Source organism: Marisediminitalea alba, assembly GCF_002993365.1.
Classification (GTDB): domain Bacteria; phylum Pseudomonadota; class Gammaproteobacteria; order Enterobacterales; family Alteromonadaceae; genus Alteromonas; species Alteromonas alba.
On record NZ_PVNP01000219.1, the window covers coordinates 1 to 22,924 of the forward strand.

Sequence of the window (22,924 nt, forward strand, 5' to 3'; positions counted from 1 at the left end):
AATTTAGTAAACTCGGCACTGCCGCCGGCGTAGCCCATTTTCCACTGTTTGAAAATAGGGGCGGTGATTTCCTCATAGCTGATAATAGTGATTTCGTCATGGCGGGGGTCATCAGCAATATCCAGGTAAAGCTCGTTAACGGCGCTGCGTTCGCCTTCCAGCGCCTGCAAAAAATATTGTTGTTCGTAAGAAAGCATACCGCAAATGCCCTCGGCCTGATTGTTACGGCGGGCGGTGTCGAGAATGGATTTCAGATCGCTAAGTGACATTTCCCGCGAGGCATGGCTGTAGTACACCAATCTCACTAACTTCATTTTTACTTTCCTTTTTTCTAAACTGCGTAATTGTTTGCGTAACTGCAGGCAACGACTATCTTTCAAATATAGCAGAGTTTTCAGAAACGGTAGTGTTGGGTAAATGTATGGAAAATCCAGTGTTTTTGGTTGGTCAGAGTCCAGACTTAGCGGCATTTTTGCCGGATAACACAATGCACTGCGAAAAATTAACCAGCCTGAGAAACGCTAAAAAGACACTGCGCAGTTGTAAGCCCTCACTGGTTATACTCTGTGTAGGCTCCGATGATGATATTTCCCTCTGTCAGTCGGTAGCCCAGTATATTCGTCAGGGGCTGGTTAACCAGGATACCCGTATCATTCTTATGCATAACCCCACTCAGCAACTGGACGAAGTAGTCTGGCTGGAAGAGTACCAAATCAATGCCTGTTTAACGGCGTCTGAAGCGAAAGCCAAGTTTAATGCCAGTGTGCTCAAACGGGAGCTGGCCACTTTTGAGTATATTGAAAACACCTACCGTCAGCACGATGCAGAAACAGAATTGCTGGTGTGTATCACACGCTTTTCACGAGGCGACGAAAAGCTCACGGCGCTGCTTTCAACCTTCTCAAATGCGCTGGCGAGATTATGCCATGCCCACTGCAGTTTCGAAATTTACCTGGAAAACACATCGCGTTTTCGGGTGCGCGGTTCCGATACTGCCAGCAACGATCTGGCAAAAACTATGCAGGCATTGTTATCAGAGGGCGGGCTGCCGGCCAGCCTTGCTCAGGCCATTGAGGAACAGCACCCACAAATTCACCTGCTCGATGAAAGCGGCGGGCTGGAGCCGGTTACTCAGCTTATAACAACTCGTATTGGCAGTTATCTGGCTTTCCCTATCGTGGTGTATAAACGGGTAGTATGTTTATTGCTTTACCTGATCCCCGAACAGGAGATGGATAGGGTTTCCATGAAGCAGATTACGATTATCAATAAGGCCGCCGAGCAGCTTACGGTGTTGTTAGAGCGCAAACAGGCTGAGTCGAGCCTGAAGAAACAATATACCCGTCTGCGGGATACGCTGCTGGAGCTTAAATCCACTAAACAGGCATTGGCACACAACGAAAAGCTCGCCAGTATCGGGCGTATGGCAGCGGGCATCGCTCACGAAATTAATAATCCACTGTCATTTGTGATCAGCAACTTCTCCTCAATGGATAGCTATCTGGATAACATTATTCAGTTGCAGTCCATGCAGAGTGAGCTGTTAACTGCCATAGACATTCAGCAGGATCAAAAAGCGGCTCATCTCAAACAAAGTCTCAGTGAATTTGAGGAGCAGGCGGGTATACCGTTTATTTTGGAAGATATCAGAGCAATCGTCGCTGATTCTTTTAATGGTCTGCAACGGGTTAAAAATATCATTAGCGACTTACGCTCTTTTTCTCATAATCAGACCGGAGAAAAAGAGGTTTGTGATTTCTCTGTGCTGCTGGATGACACTCTGAAGATGATGCGATATGACCTGGATAACAAGGTTAGCATCCAGCGGAATGTTGAGTTCAATGGCGTGTTGCATACGCACTCAGGTCTCATTGAGCAGGTACTGGTGAATCTGATTAAAAACGCCGTTCAGGCAATGGAGACGGCAGAAACGGCTGAGCCGGTTATTCAAATAAGCGCTGCAGAGATAGATAATACGCTGCACATTCGGATTAGGGATAATGGGCCGGGCATGACAGCCGACATCCAGCAGAAAATATTTGAACCCTTCTTTACCACCAAACCCATTGGCGAGGGAACCGGGCTGGGTTTATCGGTGGTTTATAACATCATGCAGCGACTGGAGGGTTCTATTCAATGCGCCAGCGAGCCGGGCGTATTCACCGAATTTACCTTGCAATTGCCTTTGCAGCAGGACGGTGAGTCAGAGGAGTAATCGTTGCTACGGTTAACGCTTTGTTATTAGTGCTGGTTAGGACGTAAGCCCAAGGCCCGGTAAATTCTGATTTTACTTGAGTGCCAGTGATTTTTCGGCAGCGCAGGGGCCTGCGCAATCAGTGCGTCGTAGTCGATGTCCTTATCAAGTAGCGGTTTCACATGAGCGCAGTACACCCTGGACGGATTGAGGTGACTTACGCGCCAGAGTGAACGTTTATACTGATTGGGGTGACATACCGGGTAGGGCGATGTCAGTTGCTTTTTCACCGACACAATTAAATCAGCCACATAGAGTTGCCCGGTTGGCAGGTGGAGTAAGGATAGGTCGTGGTCGGTATGACCAGGGGTGTATAGCACCTGCCAGTCTGCAAATAATGGCAACCGCTGCTCGTCGCTGAGTCGGATATCCGGCTCAAAGGACGGCTTATACCAGATGTGCCGCTTGGGTTTACCTAACTTACCCGCTACCCACCAGGTCAGCGCCACATCAATGGCATGAGCGGCTCTGCCGGCGATGCCACGATACCAGCCCGGCGCTTTGGGGTGACATGCGAGTAACGCCCCACTTCGTTGTTGTAATAACCGCGCGCCACCGGCGTGATCAGGGTGCATGTGGGTAACTACAATGAGTTTTAGCGCAGTCAGTGGCAAGCCAATTTCATCACGAATATAGTGACAAACGGTTTCCACATCGGCGCGGCTGCAGCCATCGAGCAACATTAGCCCCGCCTGGTCTTCTACCAGATAAATATTTTCGATATAGCCGGCAATGGCACGAAGTTGCATAAACACCTGCTGTTTTAATCAGTCGGGTGATGTTAGCAGAGAGTTTCTGGTCCAACCACTATTTGGCGTTATGTACCGGGTTAGCATAGTTGGCTATCAGATAGCTGTGGGCCTGTTCGGGTAGCTCCGCGAGCTTGGCGGCAAAGCGATCGCGACAGGCCTGCGAGAGCTCGTCGCAGCTTTGGTTGGCGGCCAGATAGTTAATCGGATATAGCTGATAGTTGTGATGGATTTGTCGGTCGATATGCTCGGCCAGTGCTTCCGGCGTCTCAAAATCTTCGGTGACCACTTCACCAAAGTTGACGCTCACCCGGCACTTATTGCCGATGATGCCCTGAATAATGCTATCGATATCTTCAAATTCTGTTTTGTTGTAACTGCCGAGGTGCTCGCGCTGATAGAGCTCGTTGGCTTTGGCAATATCACAGGGATCGTTTTCGTAGGAAATGGCAACCGGCACGATATTTAAAGTTTTCATGTACTCACCGAAGGCAATCTTTTGTTGCTTGCCAGCCATGTAGAACATTTTCAGAATAGCTGGATCGGTCATATCCATGCCATCTTTGGCGCGCCCTTCGCGCTGAGCTATCCATATCGACTGCTGGTGGTTTAATGAGTCTTTAATAAAATTCGACAGCTGGGTGAGTGCTTTAAGTAACTCCCGCGGGCCCTTGGCTGAGCGTTTTACCACGAACCCTTTGTTGAGCTTCATTAACTCGGTGGCACTGGGCTTTTTGAGCAGGTTATCACCAAATGCGATCAGCGCAGTTTCGTGGCCGGCCCGGTGCAGGGCAAAATTAACCAGTGCTGGATCCATCGCGATATCGCGGTGATTAGAAATAAAAATATAAGCCTGGTTGGGGTCGAGTTTATCCAACCCTTTTACGGTGATGCCCTGACTGGTGCGCTGTAGCAGCGATTGCATAAACACACCCACTTCGTTTTGAATGTGGGCAACGGTTTTAAGCTTTCGCCACTTTAGTCGCATCAACACTTTTACCAGCGGGCTCAGCAACGACGACAGCCAGCGCGGGCTGTGTTCAAACCGGTGATTAACTATAGCGTTGATAAATTCCTGATCGTTAATCAGTCGCTCAATGGACGCGGGAACCTCTGCGTCGTTAAACGGGCGAATGTCGTGATACGGATCGGCGTTATCGGTCATAATGCTGCTATGGTTATTGTTGCTGAGAAAAAGCGCACATTGTACGCACATTCAGCGAATTGGGTAGTGTTGATACAATTATTCCCGGTCAAAATGACCATTTCATTAAGAGAAAACTAACTTACCTGCAGGCCTTGAAGTGGCGGATTGCATTCCCTATACTCGGACGCAATCTGATTGCAAAAGCCAACTAGGCTGCAATTAACGATACTTGTCGGAGTGCTTCGCTATTCCTTACGGAATGCAAGCTGAGACCGCGAAAGCGGGATCCGTTGAACCTGATCAGGCTAATACCTGCGAAGGGAACAAGGCAATATTACCTACAGTACAATACAGCACCGAAAGGTTTTGTTTTGGTTGTGGTAATCGTCTTTTTAAACACTCCTGACAAGCATTTTTCTCACTTCCAAAAGGAATAAATGCTATGTCAACACGACGTCAACAGCGCGAACAAGCACAACATTTTATTGAGCAATTAAGCGGCGAGAGCTTTACCGGTTCAAGGCGGGTTTATCTGCATGGCTCAGACCAGACTGTTCGCGTTCCTATGCGCAGTATTGCGCAGTCAGACAGCCTGCTCGGTGGCGATGCTGCCAATCCGGTTTATCAAGCTAATGAGCCGGTACTGGTTTACGATACCTCAGGCCCCTATGGCGATCCGGATATCAACATCAATGTGCACAATGGCTTGCAAGGAGTCAGGGAGCAATGGATTGAGCAGCGCGGCGATTGCGAGGCAGTGGCAGTGTCAGCATCACAGTTTACCCGCGAAAGCCAGCTTGATGAGCATGCCCGCGCATTACGGATGCAGGTGGAACGCCCGATAAAAACCGCTAAATCCGGTCAATGTGTTACCCAGCTTCACTATGCCCGGCAGGGGATCATAACGCCGGAAATGGAGTTCATTGCCATTCGGGAGAATATGGGCCGGGCACAGGTTCGTGATGAAGCGCTGTTACAACAGCACAAAGGGGAAAACTTCGGCACCGCATTACCGGAGCAGATTACGCCGGAGTTTGTTCGGGCTGAAGTGGCCGCCGGGCGAGCCATTATTCCGGCAAATATTAATCACCCGGAGTCTGAACCAATGATTATTGGTCGCAATTTTCTGGTTAAGGTGAATGCCAATATTGGTAATTCTGCGGTCACCTCTTCCATTGAAGAAGAGGTCGAAAAACTGGTGTGGGCAACCCGCTGGGGCGCAGATACCATCATGGACTTATCAACCGGTCGCAATATTCACGAAACCCGGGAGTGGTTGCTTCGCAACAGCCCGGTCCCCCTCGGTACCGTGCCCATTTATCAGGCGCTAGAAAAAGTGAACGGTGTCGCGCAGGACCTCACCTGGCCACTGTTTCGTGACACGCTTATTGAACAAGCGGAACAAGGTGTGGATTACTTTACGATACACGCCGGTGTGTTGTTGCGGTATGTACCAATGACGGCAAACCGGGTCACGGGCATTGTATCCCGTGGCGGCTCCATTATGGCTAAGTGGTGCCTGAGTCATCACGCTGAAAGCTTTTTGTACGAGAACTTCAGAGAAATCTGCCAGATTTGTGCGGCTTATGATGTGTCGCTGAGTTTGGGAGATGGTTTGCGTCCAGGTTCGGTAGCCGATGCCAACGATGAGGCGCAGTTTGCCGAGTTGCATACCCTCGGTGAGCTCACCAAAATTGCCTGGGAATATGACGTACAGGTGATGATTGAGGGGCCCGGACATGTGCCCATGCACTTAATTAAAGCCAATATGGAAGAGCAGTTAGACCATTGTCATGGCGCGCCTTTTTATACCCTGGGCCCGCTTACCACTGATATTGCGCCAGGTTATGACCACTTTACGTCGGGGATTGGTGCCGCCATGATTGGTTGGTTTGGCTGTGCAATGCTCTGCTACGTCACGCCCAAAGAGCACCTGGGCCTGCCGAATAAAGAAGATGTTAAACAGGGGCTTATCACGTATAAGATTGCCGCCCACGCGGCCGATTTGGCGAAAGGGCACCCGGCAGCGCAAATTCGGGACAACGCCATGTCCAAAGCCCGCTTTGAATTTCGCTGGGAAGACCAGTTTAATCTGGCACTAGACCCGGGGACCGCGCGGGCATACCACGATGAAACCCTTCCCCAGGCTGCTGGTAAAGTGGCTCATTTTTGTTCCATGTGTGGCCCCAAATTTTGCTCGATGAAGATTTCCCATGAAGTCCGTGAAGCGGCTGCTAAGGAGTCTAGGGGAGAGGCGATCGCGGTGAATGTCACGCCTCACCAAACTACCGCCGAGCAGTTGGATGGTATGCGCGCCAAATCAGCCGAATTCAACCGGCGCGGCGCTGAGCTCTATCATCCGGCCGTCAGCACCGGGGATAGCGATCATGACAGCCACTGAACAGCGTCCAGTAGTCTGGTGTATCGGCGGGTCTGACAGTGGCGGAGGCGCGGGGATTCAGGCCGATACGCTCACACTTCACGATTTAGGTTGCCATGCCTGCACGGTTGTCACCGCAATAACGGCGCAGAACTCCGTGGCGGTTGAGCAGGTGGCGGCAGTTGCTTGCGGGTTACTAAGCAGTCAGGGGCAGGCATTACTACAGGATATGGTGCCACAGGCCATCAAAATCGGCTTGTTGTGTAACGACGAACAGGTGGGTGTAGTCATCGGGCTTATTAACCAGGTACGCGAGCGCAATGACCAGGTTCGGGTGATTTGGGACCCGGTACAAGTGGCGACTACCGGCGCCAAAATGGCCAGCGTTTCTGCCCGGGGCTGTCGCGCTCTGTTAGCCTGCGTTGACCTGTGTACACCGAATAGTGACGAAGAGCAGTATTTGCTTGCCAGCGTCGGTGGCGAGTTGGATGCAGAGCACTTGTTGAAAACGAGGCTGCTCTGCACCGGGGGGCATAGCTCAGCAGAACAGGCGGAAGACCGGCTGTACACTACACCGACGCATTGGTGTTATAGCAGTATTCGGCAGCCGGCGACTCACCAGCATGGTAGTGGCTGCACGTTTGCCAGTGCTATCGCAGCCGCCTTGGCGCTGGATTACCCATTACACGATGCCGTTTGTGTTGCTAAAGCCTATGTCAATATGGGGCTGGCAAAGGGGTATGCGGCTGGCGCTGGTGCCGGGCCGTTAGCCCGCTGTGGTTGGCCCACTGATGAGCGTTTCTTTCCCACGGTGCGCCAGCTGCCCGCGGATGCTGATTTTACTGTACCGCCTGAAGGGTTTGCGCCGCTGACATGTCGTCAGCTCGGCTTATACCCGGTGGTAGATAGTCTTGAGTGGTTAGCTTTGTTACTCCCCCTGGGGCTTAACATTATCCAGTTACGTATCAAGCAACCCGTGGCTGACCTTGCCAAGCAGATCCGCCAGGCAGTCAACATGGCTGCATCTTACCAAACCCGATTGTTTATCAATGATCATTGGCAGCTGGCCATTGAGTGCGGCGCTTATGGTGTTCATCTGGGACAGGAAGATTTGCAAGCCGCGGATTTAGGCGCGATATACAGGGCCGGGCTGCGGCTGGGCATTTCTACTCATGGCTATGCCGAATTATGCCGGGCCAGACAGTTCAGACCCTCCTATATTGCCCTCGGCCACATTTTTGCTACCCAAACTAAAAAGATGCCTTCCAAACCCCAGGGATTAGCCCGGCTGCGGCGATATCAAACACTCGCTGGTGATACCCCCACGGTGGCCATTGGTGGTATCAGTCAGGCCAGGTTTGCCGATGTGGTTGATACCGGGGTTAGTGGTGTGGCGGTGGTTAGCGCCATTACCCGCGCAGCCGAGCCGCTGGCTGCGGTGAACAGGCTAAAGGAGACGTATGACCGTGTTAAGCAGAGATGATTACGGCAGATACAGCCGGCAATTGCTGGTGGCGGAGATGGATGAGGTAAAGCAACAGGCTTTAAGTCACGCCGAAGTGGTGATTGTTGGGCTTGGTGGCCTCGGCTGTGCTGTGGCGCCGTATCTGGCCGGCGCTGGGGTTGGCAGGCTAAGACTGGTCGACGGTGATGAGGTTGAGCTGAGCAACCTGCCTCGACAGCCGCTTTACGGTGAGCCGGATATCGGTGAGGCCAAGGCCAGCGTGGCAAGCCAGCGCTTGCGTGACATAAACCGGACGCTGAGTGTGCAATGCCATGCCACAAGACTGGTTAAAAGTAATGCAGAAAGTTTGTTACGAGGGGCGTCGGTAGTGCTCGACTGTACTGACAATATGGCTTCGCGGCAGTTAATTAATCAGGTTTGTTATCAACTTGGCATACCGCTTATATCCAGCGCTGCCAGTGGCATGCAGGGGCAATTACTGCTGTTACATCCACATCAGGCTCATGGGTGTTATCGGTGCTTATATGCGCCTGCGCAAAGTGAGCCCAATACGTGCCTTGCCCAGGGGGTCCTGGGACCGGTTGTAGGCATTGTTGGCATCATGCAGGCGCTGCAGACCCTGCTGTTTATTACTGCTATGGCCCCACTGAACTGGGGGGAATTACGGCTTTTCGATGGCCTTAGTGGTCAGTGGCAAGCCCTTAAATTACCGCCTCTTGAGGGGTGCCCGGTATGTGGAGAGAACAATGCAGATTACAGTTAATGACAAAGTAACGGAAGTGGTTGAAGGCCTGAGCCTGAAGCAGCTTATTGAAGACCTTTCGGTGGACGAAAACGGGCTAGCCCTGGCGGTGAATCAGCAGGTGATAAACCGCACATTATGGCCCCAGCATGCCTTGCATGCTGATGACCAAGTAACACTTTTCACAGTTGTTGCCGGGGGGTAGCTAATGCTTAAGATTGCAGATAAAACCTTTTCATCCAGATTGTTCACCGGCACCGGCAAGTTTGCCAGCGCTGCTATTATGCAGCGGGCCATTGCGGCCAGTGGCAGTGAGCTGACCACGCTGGCGTTAAAGCGGATGGACCTCTCGCACCGCTCAGATCAATTACTGGCCCCCTTACAGCAGCTAGGCGTGCAGTTACTGCCAAATACCGCAGGGGCTCGCACAGCAACGGAGGCCGTTTACGCGGCTGAGCTGGCGCGCGAGGCGCTTCAAACCCACTGGGTGAAGCTGGAAATACACCCGGATCAGCGCTATTTACTGCCAGATCCTATGGAAACACTTAAAGCCGCAGAGCTATTGGTTAATCAGGGGTTTGTGGTGTTGCCTTATTGCCCGGCCGATCCCGTGTTGTGTAAACGACTGGAGGAGGTTGGCTGTGCGGCAGTGATGCCGCTGGGCGCGCCGATTGGTTCTAATCAGGGGCTGCAAACCCGCGAGTTCCTGCAAATAATTGTTGAGCAGGCCAGAGTGCCGGTGGTGGTGGATGCGGGCATAGGTGCACCAAGTCACGCGGCCGCCGCAATGGAAATGGGTGTGGATGCAGTGCTGGTTAATACTGCAATGGCTGCAGCGCATGATCCCATTGCTATGGCGGAAGCGTTCAATCATGCAGTCAGAGCCGGACGACAGGCGTTTGAAGCCGGCCTGGCTGGTGGACATAAAATGGCTGTGGCCACCAGTCCGCTGGAAGCGTTTCTGGAGGATTTATGAGTTTTGCAGACACACTGGCGGCCACCGACTGGGATGATATACGGCTGCGCATTTATGCCACTACCGCTAAAGAGGTGGAAGCCGCGCTTAATGCGCCACACGTAACCTTGCAACATCTACCGGCGTTGTTGTCGCCGGCCGCCGAATCTTATCTGCCGGTATTGGCCAGTCGCGCCAGGCAACTTACCCGTTGCCGGTTTGGTCATACCATGCAGTTTTTTGTGCCTTTGTACTTATCAAATCTCTGTGCCAATGAGTGTACCTATTGCGGTTTCTCGGCGAGTAATGCGATTCGCCGCAAAACCCTGTCTGAAGAAGAGGTAACTGCAGAAGTCGCGGCAATTAAAGCTATGGGCTTTGACAGCATATTACTGGTGACCGGGGAGCACGAGCGTAACGTCGGTATGGACTATTTTCGCAGGGTGTTGCCGCTGATCAAACCGCATTTCAGTTATGTGGCGATGGAAGTGCAGCCGCTGGCTGAGAGTGACTACCAGACGCTGAAAACCCTGGGCGTTGATGCAGTGATGGTGTATCAGGAGACTTATCAACGACGCCGCTATGCCGAATATCACACGCGCGGCAAAAAACAGGATTTTGACTGGCGGCTGCTAACGCCGGAACGCCTGGCCTGGGCCGGTATGGATAAAATCGGTCTGGGTGCATTAATCGGGTTAAACGACTGGCGTGTGGACAGCTACTTTACGGCGCTGCATCTGGACTATCTGCAATCCCGTTACTGGCGCAGCCGTTACAGCTTGTCGGTACCGCGACTGCGGCCTTACACGGGCGACAAAGTGAGTACGCTGGATATGACTAATCGCCAGTTATTGCAGCTTATTTGCGTACACCGGCTGCTGAATACAGATGTCGAGATTAGTTTATCAACCCGCGAGTCCGCAGCCCTGAGAGACAAGCTGATGCCCTTTGGTATCACCAGTCTGAGCGCAGCATCCAGCACGCAACCAGGCGGCTATTCAGCCACAGATGAAGCACTTGAGCAGTTCAGCACCGATGATAAACGTTCACCTGAAGCGGTCGCAGACGCCGTTGCACAGCTAGGCATGACACCGGTATGGAAGGACTGGAGCCAGGCCTTTTCTGGCTGAAAGTGTCTAGGGGCTGTTGATCTTTGCTGTACGAATTTTGGTCTATATGAAAGCATTTTAATCGCGAAACAGTCCTGCAGGCATAGTTGTTCTACGTCAAAGGGCTGTGACAAAGAGTAAAATGCTTTCATGACGACCCCTTCGGGCAGCGCCTGTGTGTCATTTATACTGTGTTGACTGTTTTTGATTTAGCCCACTAGACCTGCAAACAGTCGCCTTGTCTAAATGGCACACAGACTGCTGCAAAAGTGTACAGCAAAGATCAACAGCCCCTAGCTAATCAGTCGTACTGGAAGGTTTCTGGTAGGTACTTGGTTAAATTTGTATTACTATTTTAGGGTGTGATTTTTCTAGTAACATGATGGCGGTTTTATCTTTGCGTTAGAGCAGTCAGACGAACAGTGCAAAGAGTAATGGAAAAAATTACTGCAGTATTTAAACATTCGTTATTGGTATTAACCTGGCTGGTGCTATGGCGTCTGTCGGTTTTTACTGAGTATGCTCCCCATGCCAGTATCTGGTTTCCGCCCGCTGGTTTTACGTTTACCTGTTTTCTGTTGCTCAGATGGCAGGCACTGCCTGCCATGTTTATTGCCTCTGTGTTGTCTACTGGTTGGGAAAGCCTGGTATTTAATGATCAGCGCTCGTTGGAACAGCTGCTGATTGCCGGCAGTCATTTTGCCTTGCTGCATTGCCTGGTTTACGGCGTGAGTGCCAACTTGCTGCGCGGCTCGATTGACCGGATAAGCCATCATAATTTATACGCGCCGGTGATGCGGTTTTTACTGACGGTGGCTACTGCCAGCCTGGTTATGGCAACCGCCGGCGTACTGTTATTGTTTGGCGGGCCACAACTGGAGTCGTTTTTAGCCACCAGTCTGGCCTGGTGGATTGGCGATATGTCCGGGATCCTGGTGCTGGTACCAGTTTTTATCGGTATTGTGAATCGTATCTATCCGCGCCGGGGATTGCTGTCTGCGCTCAACTTCCAGCCTAAAACCGAGAGTCGCTTTAGTTCTTTTGCCGGCAAGCTGGTACTTAGCTGGGTGCTGATGGTAGGGGTAGTCGTACTGGCAGACTATTACCAGTCGTCGGAAATTGCCTGTCTGATTTTCTTTCTGACCCTGCCACAAATGTGGATCGTTTTTACCGAGTCGCCCATTCGGATGGCTGTCAGTCTGGCTATACTCAGCTTCCTGCTGGCGCTGCTGGTAAGTATTTTAGGGGTTTCTGAACAGGCCTATATTTATCAGGTGGCTATCAATGTGATTGCCTGCAGTGCTTACTTTGCCATGTCTGTACCCGCGTTGGTGGCAGATAACCGCGAATTACATATTGAAGCCAAAACCGACTTCCTTACCAAAGCGGTTATGCGCCAGCATTTTATTGCGCTGACTGAACAACACCTTAAACAGGCTAAACGCTATGGTCACCAAACCTCGCTGTTGTTGTTCGACGTGGATAAATTTAAACAAATCAACGACCGATTTGGCCATCTGGCTGGTGACGAAGTGCTTCGCGAGCTGGCCATCCTGGTACGCAGTAAAATTCGCAGCAGTGACATCTTCGGTCGCTTCGGCGGTGACGAATTTATGCTGCTGCTACCACAAACCTCCATAGAAAATGCGTTCTCAGTGGCTGAAGCGATTCGTCAGGGAATTGCAGAGCTTACTTTTTCAGAGCCCGAACTGACTGTGTCCTGTAGTTTTGGAGTTGCCAGGGTAGATGAATGTGAAGGCTTTCAGAAGGCGTTTGATGAAGCCGACAGACAACTGCTAAAAGCTAAGCGCGAAGGGCGAAATCAGACAGCTCTGCGTTTCGCAGAGAACTAAAAAGCCCGGCTAGCATGACGCTAACCGGGCTTATACCATATATGGTATTATTACAGTTCTATACCTGCCAGGTGGAAGAAAAAGGCATATTCCTTCGCCCGTTGCTCATAACGCTTGAAGCGACCTGAGGCACCGCCGTGACCGGCTTCCATATCGGTAATGAATAGCAGCAGATTGTCATCGGTTTTGTAATCCCGCAGTTTAGCTACCCACTTCATCGGTTCGAAGTACTGAACCTGTGAATCATGCAAGCCAGTGGTGACAAACAGGTGCGGGTAATCCTGCTTTTTCACCTGATCGTAAGGTGAATAGGAAAGCATATACTCATATTCTTCTTTATTGGCCGGGTTACCCCACTCGGTGTATTCGCCGGTAGTCAGTGGAATACTGGCATCACTCATGGTGGTTACCACATCCACAAAGGGCACATGGGCGGCGATTGCGGTGTACAGTTCAGGAGCCATATTGGCCACAGCGCCCATTAATAAGCCACCGGCACTACCGCCTTCTGCAAATACGCGACTCGGGTCGGCATAACCTTGTTCAATCAGCCCTTTAGTAACGTCAATAAAGTCGGTAAAGGTGTTCATTTTGTTGCCCATCTTACCGTCTTCATACCACTGGGTACCCAGCATCTGGCTACCGCGGATATGGGCAATGGCAACGACAAAGCCCCGGTCCAGCATCGATAACCACGATGAAACGAAGGTAGGGTCCATGGTTGAACCATATGAGCCATAACCGTACTGGAACAGCGGGTTAGTACCGTCTTTTTTGAAGGTCGATTTTCGATAAACCAGTGAAACCGGTACTTTCTTACCATCGCGAGCAGTAGTCATCAGGCGTTCTGACTGGTAGTCAGCTGCGTTAAAGTCATCGCCAACCTTGTTTTGCTTTTTCAGTTCGCTTTGCAGCGTTTCTAAATTAATATCGAAGGTACTGGGCGGCGTGGTCAACGACGCGTAATAAATTCTGACAGTATTGGTGTCACTCTGGGTATTGCCGGTAAAACCTGCGGTATAAATCGGATCTTCGGTGGGGATGGTGCGCAGTGAACCGTCTTTCAGCGACATGGCTTCAAGGCGCAGATAGCCATTTTCCTTGGCTTTATATACCAGGTAGTCCTGCAAAACTTCGAGGCTGCTGATGTATATGTCAGGATTATGAGCTACCACTTCCTGCCAGGCGCTGCGGTCCTGGGTGCTTTCGGCTGCGACTTTCATAATGCGGTAATTATCAGCCTGCCAGTTGGTTAACACATAATAGTCGTCGCCATGTTTTTCGACGGAATACTCATGGTCCGGCTCGATGGGATAAAATGGCGTTGGGGTGGCCTCTGCATCGTTGGCATCGATCAGTGTTACGCCAGACATGTCGGTATTGCTGTGGTTAATGAAGATAACTTCACCGTCCTTACTTTTCCCTAATGAAGTATAGAAAGTGGTGTCGGTTTCTTCATAAACCAATTCGTCATCGGCCTGATCAGTCCCCAGGGTGTGGCGGAAGACCTGCGAGCCCAGCAAGGTTTGTTTATCACGTTTAATGTAATACAGCGTTTGGTTATCGTTAGCCCAGTAAACCTGGCCAGTGGTGTCGGACAGGGTATCGGCAAACAACTCACCGGTAGCAATGTTTTTCACGTATACAGTGTATAAGCGGCGGCTGACTGTATCCACAGAGTAGGCCAGTAACTCATTATTCGGGCTGGCTTCAAAGGAGCCAATGCTGAAATAGCTCTCGCCTTCGGCCATTTTATTGCCATTGAGTAATACGGTTTCTTCACCGTCCGGTTGCTGTTTGCGGACATAAATAGGGTATTCGCCGTCGCCCACATAATGCGTCTGGTACCAGTAGCCATTCTTTTTATAAGGTACAGAAGAATCATCCTTTGGGATGCGGGCGATCATTTCCTCATAAAGGGCGTCGGTTTGTTTTTCGAGCGGCGCAAGTACGGCATCAGCGTAGCTGTTTTCTTTTTCCAGGTGCGAAAGCACCTCTGCATCAGTGCGGGAATCGTCGCGCATCCAGTAATAATCATCTACCCGGGTATCACCGTGAGCAGTTAATTCATAGGATTCTTTTTTCGCCACCGGTGGGGTAACAGATGTCGATAAATTCATAGGCGTTGCCGGTTTTATTTGTTTTTCTGGCATTTTGTCGTCGCTACAGGCTGTAAGCAGCACGGTAGCAACAGACAGAGAAAGAAGCATTTTATTCATGGTTTTAAAGTAATTACTGTCGTTGTTGTTATGTAAGAACAAGTAAGTTATCAGTGAATGCACGTTATAAACAGGTTTTATAAGACGAAATAGCGGTTTATTTGGTTGCAAAGTATTTCAGGCATAGTGAAAATCAAAGCCAGGATAGATAGCGACTTTATGGTTTGTGATGGAAACACTGTTAACTGCCGGCATCCTCGACCTATATACGGCGCTGGGACTCATTTTACTGGCTGGATTTACTTCATTTGTTACCGGCACCATGGGATTGGGCGGCGGCATGTTGTTGCTGGTGGTGATGGCATCCGTAATGCCCATTGCTGCGTTAATTCCTGTGCATGGCCTGGTGCAGTTGGGCTCTAATGCCAGTCGCGCGGTGATGACTTTTAAATATCTCGACCGGGCGATGTTTAAGTACTTTGCGTTAGGTACGATCCTGGGGGCGATAGCCGCCTCCTTCGTGGTAGTGCAACTGCCACTGGCGATTATCCAACTGGCCATCGCCGTCTTTTTACTGCTAATGGTGTGGGGGCTTAAACCCAGTCCGCGGGAGATGTCGCGCCCGGGCCGCATCATCGCCGGTGCGCTAACCACCTTTCTAAGCATGTTTGTAGGTGCCAGTGGCCCTATGGTAGCTTCGGTAGTATACCGTAACGGCTATAACAAAATGACCCATACCTCCACATTTGCTAACTGCATGACCTTTCAGCACAGTTTAAAAGCGGTGGTGTTTACCATGGTGGGGTTTTCGTTCTGGCAATGGTTGCCTCTGGTCGTGGCGATGATTGTCAGCGGTGCGATTGGCACCTGGCTAGGCCTGAAACTGCTAAATCGCATTCCGGCCGACAAGTTTAAACTGGCTTTTAAAATCATATTATCGGTGCTGGCGGTGCGCTTGTTGTATCAGGGGTTTATGAGCCTTTAAGTTTAATGTTGTAGCGCTGTAGCTTTCTGTATAGTGTGCGAGTACTTACATCAAGCTTATTGGCAAGCTCGTCGGGGCTGCCATCAAAGTGCTTACAGATTTTTTCCAGATACACTTGTTCGGCTTGTTCGAGCGGCATAATGTCTTCTGCTATGGCCTGTGTTTCAGTCGGGCCGACACCCAAGATCTGCGGCGGTAGGTCGCTTATCAGTATATCGTCATCGTTAGACATCAACGCGGCCTGCTCTACAATACTCTTGAGCTCGCGGATATTGCCCGGAAAGCTGTATTGCGACAGGGTTTGTAATGCCCGTTCGCTAAAGTGTTTATGACGATGTTCGCTACCAGCCAGAAAGTGCTTACACAACAGCGGAATATCTGATTTTCGTTCGCGTAATGCAGGCAGGTAAATCGGAAAGCCGGCTATACGAAAATACAAATCCTGACGAAACTCGCCTTTTTCGACCATGGCCAGCAGGTTTTTGTGGCTCGCACACACCAGACGGAAGTCAGCCTTTTTCTGTTTTAAACCGCCAACCGGTCGGTAGCACTGGGTTTCCAGTAAGCGCAACAGTTTTACCTGCATATTAAGCGGCACGTCACCAATCTCGTCGAAGAACACGGTGCCGCCGTTGGCCACTTCTATCAGGCCCTTCTTACTGTTAGTTGCGCCGGTAAACGCGCCTTTTTCATAGCCAAACAGCTCAGACTCAAACAGGCTCTCGTTTAATCCGGTACATTCAATCACCACAAAGGGTTTGTCTTTACGACGGCTCGATTGGTGAACGGCCTGGGCAACCAGTTCTTTACCTGCACCGGTTTCGCCTTGCAGTAATACGGCAATTTCCGACTGCGCAGCACGGTTGATGCGGTTAAGCATTTGTTTAAAGTTGTCTGAACCGCCAATCATTTTGTTTTTCTGCGAGTCGGCGGCGGCATAGCTAATGCGATCGAGTATTTCCAGATAGCCAATGGTCATGCCGTCTTCATCACGTACCGGTTTCATCAGGATATCGCAGTAGGTTTTACCCTCATTCGTATTATGGATGTGCACCACACTACTGGGACGATTCGTTTTCTGACACTGAGCCAGAGGGCACTCTTCACCGCGCTTATCACAGGGCGCATCATTGCGGTGGGATACCGCATAGCAAGTACTGTTACCAATGATGACTTCGGTATCGTAGGTTTCACGATAAGCATCGTTAACCGCCTGAATAACGTAATCATTGGTAATGAATATCGCCGGTTTATCAATGGCGTTAATCATTGACTGAATAAGCGATGCGTTCATAACACCCTTCTCCTGAGACAAATATGGCAGCTGAAAGCTGAGCTTGTTTGTCAAATTTGACACAGCTAAATAGGCTTCACAAGCCGTTTTAATGATAAATATATTAAAAATCTAATATAAAACATCACCATACTACGTTTACACCACAATGGCACGAATATTGGTAAATAAGTTGTTAATAGAGCGACTCGTTAACAGAAAGACTTGTTCAACGGATTTGTTAGCAACCAGTGTGGCAGGACTAGCAGAGCCAATAACGATAAAAGAGAATGATTATGGCAAAAATAGTGGTGTTAGGTGCAGGAACCGGCGGTATGCCAGCGGCGTATGAAGTAAAAGAGGCGTTAGGCGCTGGTCATGAAGTCATGGTGGTTAACGAACGGGAAGAGTTCAGGTTTGTCCCTTCCAATCCCTGGGTTGCAGTGGGGTGGCGCGAAGCCGGTGCGGTGACGATGCCTATCGAAAAATACCTGGCCAAAAAGAAAATTGCGTTTAAATGCGCCCGGGTCGACAAAATTGATGCCGAAGCCAATCAGCTGGTCACCGGCGAAGGCGAAACAATTGACTATGATTACCTGATTATTGCTACCGGCCCGCGTTTAGCCTTTGACCAAATCGAAGGGGCGGGCCCCGGTGGATTCACACAATCTGTTTGTACACTGGATCATGCCGAACATTGCTATGCGGATTTTGAGAAGCTGGTGGCGAACCCCGGTCCGGTAGTGGTGGGCTCGTTTCAGGGCGCCAGTTGTTTTGGGCCGGCTTACGAATATGCCTTTATTCTGGATAAGGCGCTGCGCGACGCCAAAATTCGTCACAAAGTGCCTATGACCTTTGTTACCAGTGAGCCCTACATCGGCCATTTAGGGCTGGGCGGCGTGGGTGACTCTAAATCAATGCTCGAATCAGAACTGCGCAACCGCAACATCAAATGGATCTGTAACGCACGGGTGGATAAGGTTGAAGACGGCATGATGCATGTGTCTGAGCTCAATCGAAAAGGCGAGGTGGAATTTACCTATGAGGAGCCTTTTAATCATTCGATGCTTATCCCGCCTTTTGGTGGCGTGCCGGCTGTGGCCAATGTGGAAGGGTTGTGTAACCCCAAAGGGTTTGTCATCACCGATGAATTCCAGCGTTCTCCTAAGTACCCTAATATTTTCTCGGGTGGCGTATGCGTGGCTATCCCACCGGTTGAGGCTACACCGGTACCCACCGGCACGCCGAAAACCGGCTACATGATTGAAACCATGATGACGGCCATTGCGCACAATATGAAATCCATCATTGTGGATGATAAACCGCCGTCAACAAAAGGCACCTGGCATGCAATTTGTTTGGCAGATATGGGCGACACCGGTGCCGCGTTTGTGGCTATGCCGCAAATTCCGCCGCGTAACGTTACCTGGTTTAAAAAGGGCAAATGGGTGCATCTGGCTAAGATTGCCTTCGAAAAATATTTCATGCGTAAGATGAAAACCGGTACCAGCGAACCTGTATACGAGAAATACGTGTTGAAGGCACTGGGTATCGAAAGACTGGAGCAGGATGACAAATGATCAGACTCACTAAGAAAGTAGTGTTAATGGGATGCTTATTGCTCCCCCTGGCCGCTCAGGCCGGGCAACTGAGCGAAGCAGAGTTTAAAGCGCAGGCAAAACAAAAAGCCATGCAGCTGGGCAAGACTCTTAAGCAGAACCTGCAAAAAGCTGTTAAAGAAGGCGGTTTACCTAACGGTGTTGAGGTGTGTAAAGACATCGCACCGGCCATTGCGGCGGAGTTAAGCACCGATGGCTGGCTGGTAGGGCGAACGGCTTTAAAAGTACGTAACCCGCAAAATCGTGCAGACAGCTGGGAGAAATCATCGCTGATGGCCATGGTGAAAGGGTTGGAAGAGGGTTTAGAGCCCGGCGCGTTAGTGCAGGTGCACGTTGATGACACAGCCGGGGAATATCGGTTTATGGCCCCTATTATGACCGACGGGCTGTGCCTGAACTGTCACGGTGCTGCGCTTGCTCCGGCAGTAAAAGAGGCGATAAAGCAGCGGTATCCGGAGGATCAGGCTACGGGATTTGCCGCCGGAGATTTGCGTGGTGCCTTTACGGTGCGGTATCAGCAAGATGACTAACCCGGGCCGCTTCATCCTAACATTCGCGTTGCTGACAGTATTGCTCAGCAACCCGGTTTACGCCGCAGAGGAGCGCATGGTGATTGAGCTACCGTCGCAAGACAAAACCTTTGTACTGGGTCACATGCGCGGTATGTTAGAAGCGCTGACTGATACCCAGCAGTTGTTGTTAGATGGTGACCGGGAAGCACTCAAAGCCCGGATCACCCAACTGCAGTCCCGGGAACAGGATGAGCGCCCACAAGGGATGGGAAAGCGGCTACCCACCGCTTTTCGTGTGATGGCGCAAAGCATGCGACCGCACTGGCAAGCCATCGGGGACCCTGAGACGCCGGAAACAGACGTCCGTCGGCATGTGGTGGATTTGATGCGAGTGTGCAATGCATGTCATCAGACTTTCGCTATCCGCTAATCACCGGTAAGTCTTTTGCCTTTTTAATTGATGGGCGTATAGTGATTAGCCATTAATCCGCTGGTTCCGCTTTAAATGTTGGGCACACATAAGCGGTTTTTGTGATGCCCTTGTTATGTGAGGCCGGAACTTTCAACCATGGCATGAAAGATGGACTTTACTGCGATGGAGGGCACGCGCCTCCAATACCTCCGTTCTTCCCGACTCCTGAGATCACCCCCTAAAGTTGTAACAAATCGCTCCCTGAGCGTTATTAATCGCGGCGCAGAATTGTTGTTTACTTTCTGTTCAGCCCTGCCCGTAATAGGAAATGCCAATTCTGACGCGCAATTGTCAAATCTGACATTTACGTAACGGATTGCATATTTAATTTCCAGTCTGGCACCGCTAACAATAGAAATATTCTTTAAAAATCATAAATTTATTTGCCTTTGCCTGATTGGCGCAAGTTATGCAGTGTGGTGATTATAAGGGCCGGTAGGTCTGTTTAATCGTGACGGATTCAGACCCTTAGCAAGGTTATCTCTGATCAGGCTAATGGTCATACACAGTTTATAAATTAGAAACATCAAAGGAGAGTCCCATGAGCGATACGTTGATAGAACTATCGCGGTTACAATTTGCTTTAACAGCAATGTTCCACTTTATCTTTGTCCCGCTGACCCTTGGTCTGACGTTCCTGTTGGCCATTATGGAGTCGGTATATGTGATGACCGGTAAAGAAATCTACAAACAAATGACCCAGTTCTGGGGCAAGTTGTTTGGGATTAACTTTGCCATTGGCGTTGCAACCGGATTAACGATGGAGTTCCAGTTTGGTATGAACTGGTCTTACTATTCTCACTACGTGGGCGACATTTTTGGCGCTCCGTTGGCCATTGAAGGGTTAATGGCATTCTTTTTAGAATCTACCTTCGTGGGGCTGTTCTTCTTCGGCTGGGACAAGATGTCCAAAGTGAAGCACTTAATGGCAACCTGGCTTGTGGCCATTGGCTCAAACTTCTCTGCGCTGTGGATTTTGATTGCCAACGGCTGGATGCAGTTTCCGGTGGGGGCAAGCTTCAACACCGATTCTATGCGCATGGAAATGACCAGCTTCAGCGAAGTGATTTTTAACCCGGTAGCCCAGGTTAAATTTGTCCATACTGTCTCTGCAGGCTATGTCACCGGTGCCATCTTTGTACTGGCTATCTCCAGTTACTATCTGCTCAAGCATAAACATATTGCCTTTGCCCGTCGCTCTTTTGCGATTGCGGCCAGCTTTGGCTTAGCGGCTACCCTGTCGGTAATTGTGTTAGGTGACGAAAGCGGTTACGAGCTCGGCGATGTGCAAAAAGTGAAACTGGCGGCTGTGGAAGCCGAGTACGAAACTCATCCGGCGCCGGCGGCTTTTACCTTGTTCGGTATTCCTAATGACGAAGAAGAAAAAATGGACTTCGCTATTCAGATCCCGTGGGCCATGGGGATTATTGCTACCCGTTCACTGGATGAAGAAGTGATGGGGATCAAAGACCTCAAAGAGATTCACCGGGTGCGAATTTTGTCTGGCGTACAGGCACAGAAACAGCTGGAAAAAGTGAAAGACGGCACAGCAACGCCTGCAGAGCTCGAGATGTTTGAGCGCAATAAAGACGACTTAGGTTATGCGCTGCTGCTGGAACCTTTCACTGACGACATTACTCAGCCTACACCAGAAGCGCTGGAAAAAGCGGTGGATTACAGTATCCCACCGGTAGCGCCATTGTTTTACTCTTTCCGCCTGATGGTTGTTGCGGGCTTTTTGATGCTGGCGCTGTTTATCGCGGCATTCTATTACAGCACTAAGCACCGTATTACCCAGCCTCGCTGGTTGCTGAAAGCGGCGGTATGGTCGCTGCCACTGCCGTGGATTGCCTGTGAAGCTGGCTGGTTTGTGGCCGAGTATGGCCGTCAGCCCTGGTCTATCGCCGAAGTGTTACCAGTTCACACTGCGGTGTCTAACCTGTCTGTGTCAGACGTAGTGACTACGCTGGTGGCTTACACCCTGTTCTACGCAACCATGTTTGTGATTGGTTTCTATCTGATGAAGAAATACGCCAAGAAAGGGCCGGTTCCGCCGGAAGATGACAAAAAACTGGATGATGCTATTGGCCTGGGTACTCAAGGAGCAAACGCATGATTGATTATGAAGTACTACGAGTAATTTGGTGGGTGCTGGTTGGCGTACTGCTGATTGGCTTTGCCATCACCGATGGATTTGATTTGGGGGTTGGCGCACTGCTCACCCTGATTGGTAAAACCGACGACGAGCGCCGGGTGATGATTAACACGGTGGGTCCGCACTGGGACGGAAATCAGGTGTGGTTTATCACTGCCGGTGGCGCTATTTTTGCAGCCTGGCCGATGATTTATGCTACTGCCTTCTCGGGCTTCTATCTGGCGCTGGCGCTGGTGTTGATTGCCTTATGGATGCGTCCGCTGGGCTTTGATTTTCGCAGTAAGTTAGAAGATAAGCGCTGGCGCACCAGCTGGGACTGGGCACTGTTCACTTCTGGCTTTGTGCCTGCGCTAATCTTTGGCGTGGCCTTTGGTAACCTGTTGCTGGGCGTTCCCTTTGAGCTGGATGGCAATTTAAAAGCTACCTATACCGGCTCGTTCTTTGGCCTGCTTACGCCATTTGCGTTGGTAGCGGGTTTGGTTTCCGTAGCAATGATCCTCAATCACGGTGCTACCTGGCTGCAAATGAAGACCGACAGCTTTATTGAGGTAAGGGCGCGCGCCGTGTCAGTTGTTCTGTCACTGGCAACTGTGGTGCTGTTTATTCTGGCTGGCCTGTGGGTTGCGTTTGGATTAGATGGCTTTGTGGTCACTTCAGCCGTGGATACACTGGCTACTTCTAACCCGCTCAAGAAAGAAGTCGCCGTTGAGGCCGGTGCCTGGATGGCTAACTACAGCAAATACCCCTGGATGGTAGTGGCGCCTCTGTTAGGTATTGGGGCGGGCCTGGCTTGCGCTTTCTTCTCCAAAGCAGGCCGCGGTGGCTGGGCGTTTGTGAGTAGCGCGCTGATGATGACAGGTATTATTCTGACAGCGGGCTTCTCAATGTTCCCATTCCTGATGCCAAGCACCACCATGCCGGTGGCAAGCTTAACCGTGTGGGATGCAACATCCAGTGAAATGACCCTGAAAATTATGTTTGGTGTTGCCTGTGTGTTTGTGCCAATTGTTTTAAGCTACACCGCTTACGGCTTCTACGTGATGCGCGGTCGCATTAAAAACAGCGACTTAGACTCATCTCACGCGATTTACTAAG

General features: G+C 50.6%; 19 protein-coding genes and 1 riboswitch. Of the genes, 14 read left to right on the forward strand and 5 right to left on the reverse strand.

Annotated elements, in window-relative coordinates:
- On the reverse strand, positions 1 to 314 hold a 314-nt coding region (locus tag C6Y40_RS23855; protein ID WP_105934096.1), incomplete at its 3' end, for a BLUF domain-containing protein.
- A gap of 107 nt (positions 315 to 421) precedes the next feature.
- On the opposite strand from C6Y40_RS23855, the gene C6Y40_RS23860 reads away from it, so the two are divergent.
- Positions 422 to 2,215 carry a sensor histidine kinase gene (locus C6Y40_RS23860; RefSeq protein WP_105936886.1) on the forward strand — a complete coding sequence of 598 codons (1,794 nt, stop codon included), beginning with the start codon at positions 422 to 424 and terminating at the stop codon, positions 2,213 to 2,215.
- 26 nt (positions 2,216 to 2,241) lie between these two features.
- Here the strand turns inward: C6Y40_RS23860 and C6Y40_RS23865 are convergent, their stop codons facing one another.
- Together C6Y40_RS23865 and C6Y40_RS23870 are read right to left on the reverse strand one after the other, a co-directional pair.
- Positions 2,242 to 3,003: an MBL fold metallo-hydrolase gene (locus C6Y40_RS23865; RefSeq protein ID WP_105936887.1), complete on the reverse strand. Its 762-nt coding sequence runs from the start codon at positions 3,001 to 3,003 to the stop codon at positions 2,242 to 2,244.
- A 58-nt stretch (positions 3,004 to 3,061) separates the two neighbouring features.
- Positions 3,062 to 4,168 carry a 1-acyl-sn-glycerol-3-phosphate acyltransferase gene (locus C6Y40_RS23870; protein ID WP_105936888.1) on the reverse strand — a complete coding sequence of 369 codons (1,107 nt, stop codon included), beginning with the start codon at positions 4,166 to 4,168 and terminating at the stop codon, positions 3,062 to 3,064.
- A gap of 205 nt (positions 4,169 to 4,373) precedes the next feature.
- Positions 4,374 to 4,490, forward strand: a riboswitch (TPP riboswitch).
- A gap of 102 nt (positions 4,491 to 4,592) precedes the next feature.
- On the opposite strand from C6Y40_RS23870, the gene thiC reads away from it, so the two are divergent.
- From thiC to C6Y40_RS23905, 7 genes are all read left to right on the forward strand, one after another.
- The gene (thiC, locus tag C6Y40_RS23875) at positions 4,593 to 6,551 is read left to right on the forward strand and encodes a phosphomethylpyrimidine synthase ThiC (RefSeq protein WP_105936889.1); all 1,959 of its coding nucleotides are present in this window, start codon (positions 4,593 to 4,595) and stop codon (positions 6,549 to 6,551) included.
- A complete protein-coding gene (gene thiE / locus C6Y40_RS23880) occupies positions 6,538 to 8,013 on the forward strand; it encodes a thiamine phosphate synthase (RefSeq protein ID WP_170308579.1) in 1,476 nt (491 codons plus the stop codon). Before thiC ends, thiE begins: the two co-directional genes overlap by 14 nt.
- Positions 7,991 to 8,758: a HesA/MoeB/ThiF family protein gene (locus C6Y40_RS23885; protein WP_105936891.1), complete on the forward strand. Its 768-nt coding sequence runs from the start codon at positions 7,991 to 7,993 to the stop codon at positions 8,756 to 8,758. The genes thiE and C6Y40_RS23885 overlap by 23 nt, the downstream gene beginning before the upstream one ends.
- Positions 8,742 to 8,942 carry a sulfur carrier protein ThiS gene (gene thiS / locus C6Y40_RS23890; protein ID WP_170308580.1) on the forward strand — a complete coding sequence of 67 codons (201 nt, stop codon included), beginning with the start codon at positions 8,742 to 8,744 and terminating at the stop codon, positions 8,940 to 8,942. The genes C6Y40_RS23885 and thiS overlap by 17 nt, the downstream gene beginning before the upstream one ends.
- 3 nt (positions 8,943 to 8,945) lie before the next feature.
- Complete coding sequence (locus tag C6Y40_RS23895; RefSeq protein WP_105936892.1) at positions 8,946 to 9,713, forward strand: thiazole synthase; 768 nt, start codon at positions 8,946 to 8,948, stop codon at positions 9,711 to 9,713.
- Complete coding sequence (gene thiH / locus C6Y40_RS23900) at positions 9,710 to 10,822, forward strand: 2-iminoacetate synthase ThiH (protein WP_105936893.1); 1,113 nt, start codon at positions 9,710 to 9,712, stop codon at positions 10,820 to 10,822. Before C6Y40_RS23895 ends, thiH begins: the two co-directional genes overlap by 4 nt.
- A 413-nt stretch (positions 10,823 to 11,235) precedes the next feature.
- Positions 11,236 to 12,654 carry a sensor domain-containing diguanylate cyclase gene (locus C6Y40_RS23905; RefSeq protein WP_105936894.1) on the forward strand — a complete coding sequence of 473 codons (1,419 nt, stop codon included), beginning with the start codon at positions 11,236 to 11,238 and terminating at the stop codon, positions 12,652 to 12,654.
- A 50-nt stretch (positions 12,655 to 12,704) separates the two neighbouring features.
- On the opposite strand, the gene C6Y40_RS23910 is transcribed toward C6Y40_RS23905, so the two are convergent.
- Positions 12,705 to 14,873, reverse strand: coding sequence for a S9 family peptidase (locus C6Y40_RS23910; RefSeq protein ID WP_105936922.1), 2,169 nt, complete (start codon positions 14,871 to 14,873; stop codon positions 12,705 to 12,707).
- A gap of 169 nt (positions 14,874 to 15,042) precedes the next feature.
- Here C6Y40_RS23910 and C6Y40_RS23915 point away from each other — a divergent pair, with 169 nt between their 5' ends.
- Positions 15,043 to 15,798: a sulfite exporter TauE/SafE family protein gene (locus C6Y40_RS23915; protein ID WP_105936895.1), complete on the forward strand. Its 756-nt coding sequence runs from the start codon at positions 15,043 to 15,045 to the stop codon at positions 15,796 to 15,798.
- Here the strand turns inward: C6Y40_RS23915 and C6Y40_RS23920 are convergent.
- Positions 15,785 to 17,092 carry a sigma-54 interaction domain-containing protein gene (locus tag C6Y40_RS23920; RefSeq protein WP_240622069.1) on the reverse strand — a complete coding sequence of 436 codons (1,308 nt, stop codon included), beginning with the start codon at positions 17,090 to 17,092 and terminating at the stop codon, positions 15,785 to 15,787. The two genes, C6Y40_RS23915 and C6Y40_RS23920, sit on opposite strands and share 14 nt — an antisense overlap.
- A gap of 275 nt (positions 17,093 to 17,367) precedes the next feature.
- Between C6Y40_RS23920 and C6Y40_RS23925 the strand changes: the two genes are divergently transcribed.
- The 5 genes from C6Y40_RS23925 (at position 17,368) to cydB (ending at position 22,923) form a co-directional block, all read left to right on the forward strand.
- Entirely contained in the window at positions 17,368 to 18,651 is a 1,284-nt protein-coding gene (locus C6Y40_RS23925) for an NAD(P)/FAD-dependent oxidoreductase (protein ID WP_105936924.1), read from the forward strand.
- A complete protein-coding gene (locus C6Y40_RS23930; RefSeq protein ID WP_240622070.1) occupies positions 18,648 to 19,220 on the forward strand; it encodes a Tll0287-like domain-containing protein in 573 nt (190 codons plus the stop codon). The genes C6Y40_RS23925 and C6Y40_RS23930 overlap by 4 nt, the downstream gene beginning before the upstream one ends.
- On the forward strand, positions 19,213 to 19,632 hold the full coding sequence (locus C6Y40_RS23935; RefSeq protein WP_105936896.1) for a hypothetical protein: 420 nt from the start codon (positions 19,213 to 19,215) through the stop codon (positions 19,630 to 19,632). Before C6Y40_RS23930 ends, C6Y40_RS23935 begins: the two co-directional genes overlap by 8 nt.
- A gap of 583 nt (positions 19,633 to 20,215) precedes the next feature.
- On the forward strand, positions 20,216 to 21,790 hold the full coding sequence (locus C6Y40_RS23940; protein WP_105936897.1) for a cytochrome ubiquinol oxidase subunit I: 1,575 nt from the start codon (positions 20,216 to 20,218) through the stop codon (positions 21,788 to 21,790).
- Positions 21,787 to 22,923 (forward strand): cytochrome d ubiquinol oxidase subunit II, encoded by a 1,137-nt coding sequence (cydB, locus tag C6Y40_RS23945; RefSeq protein WP_105936898.1) that lies wholly within the window; start codon positions 21,787 to 21,789, stop codon positions 22,921 to 22,923. The genes C6Y40_RS23940 and cydB overlap by 4 nt, the downstream gene beginning before the upstream one ends.
- Position 22,924 lies beyond the last annotated feature (1 nt).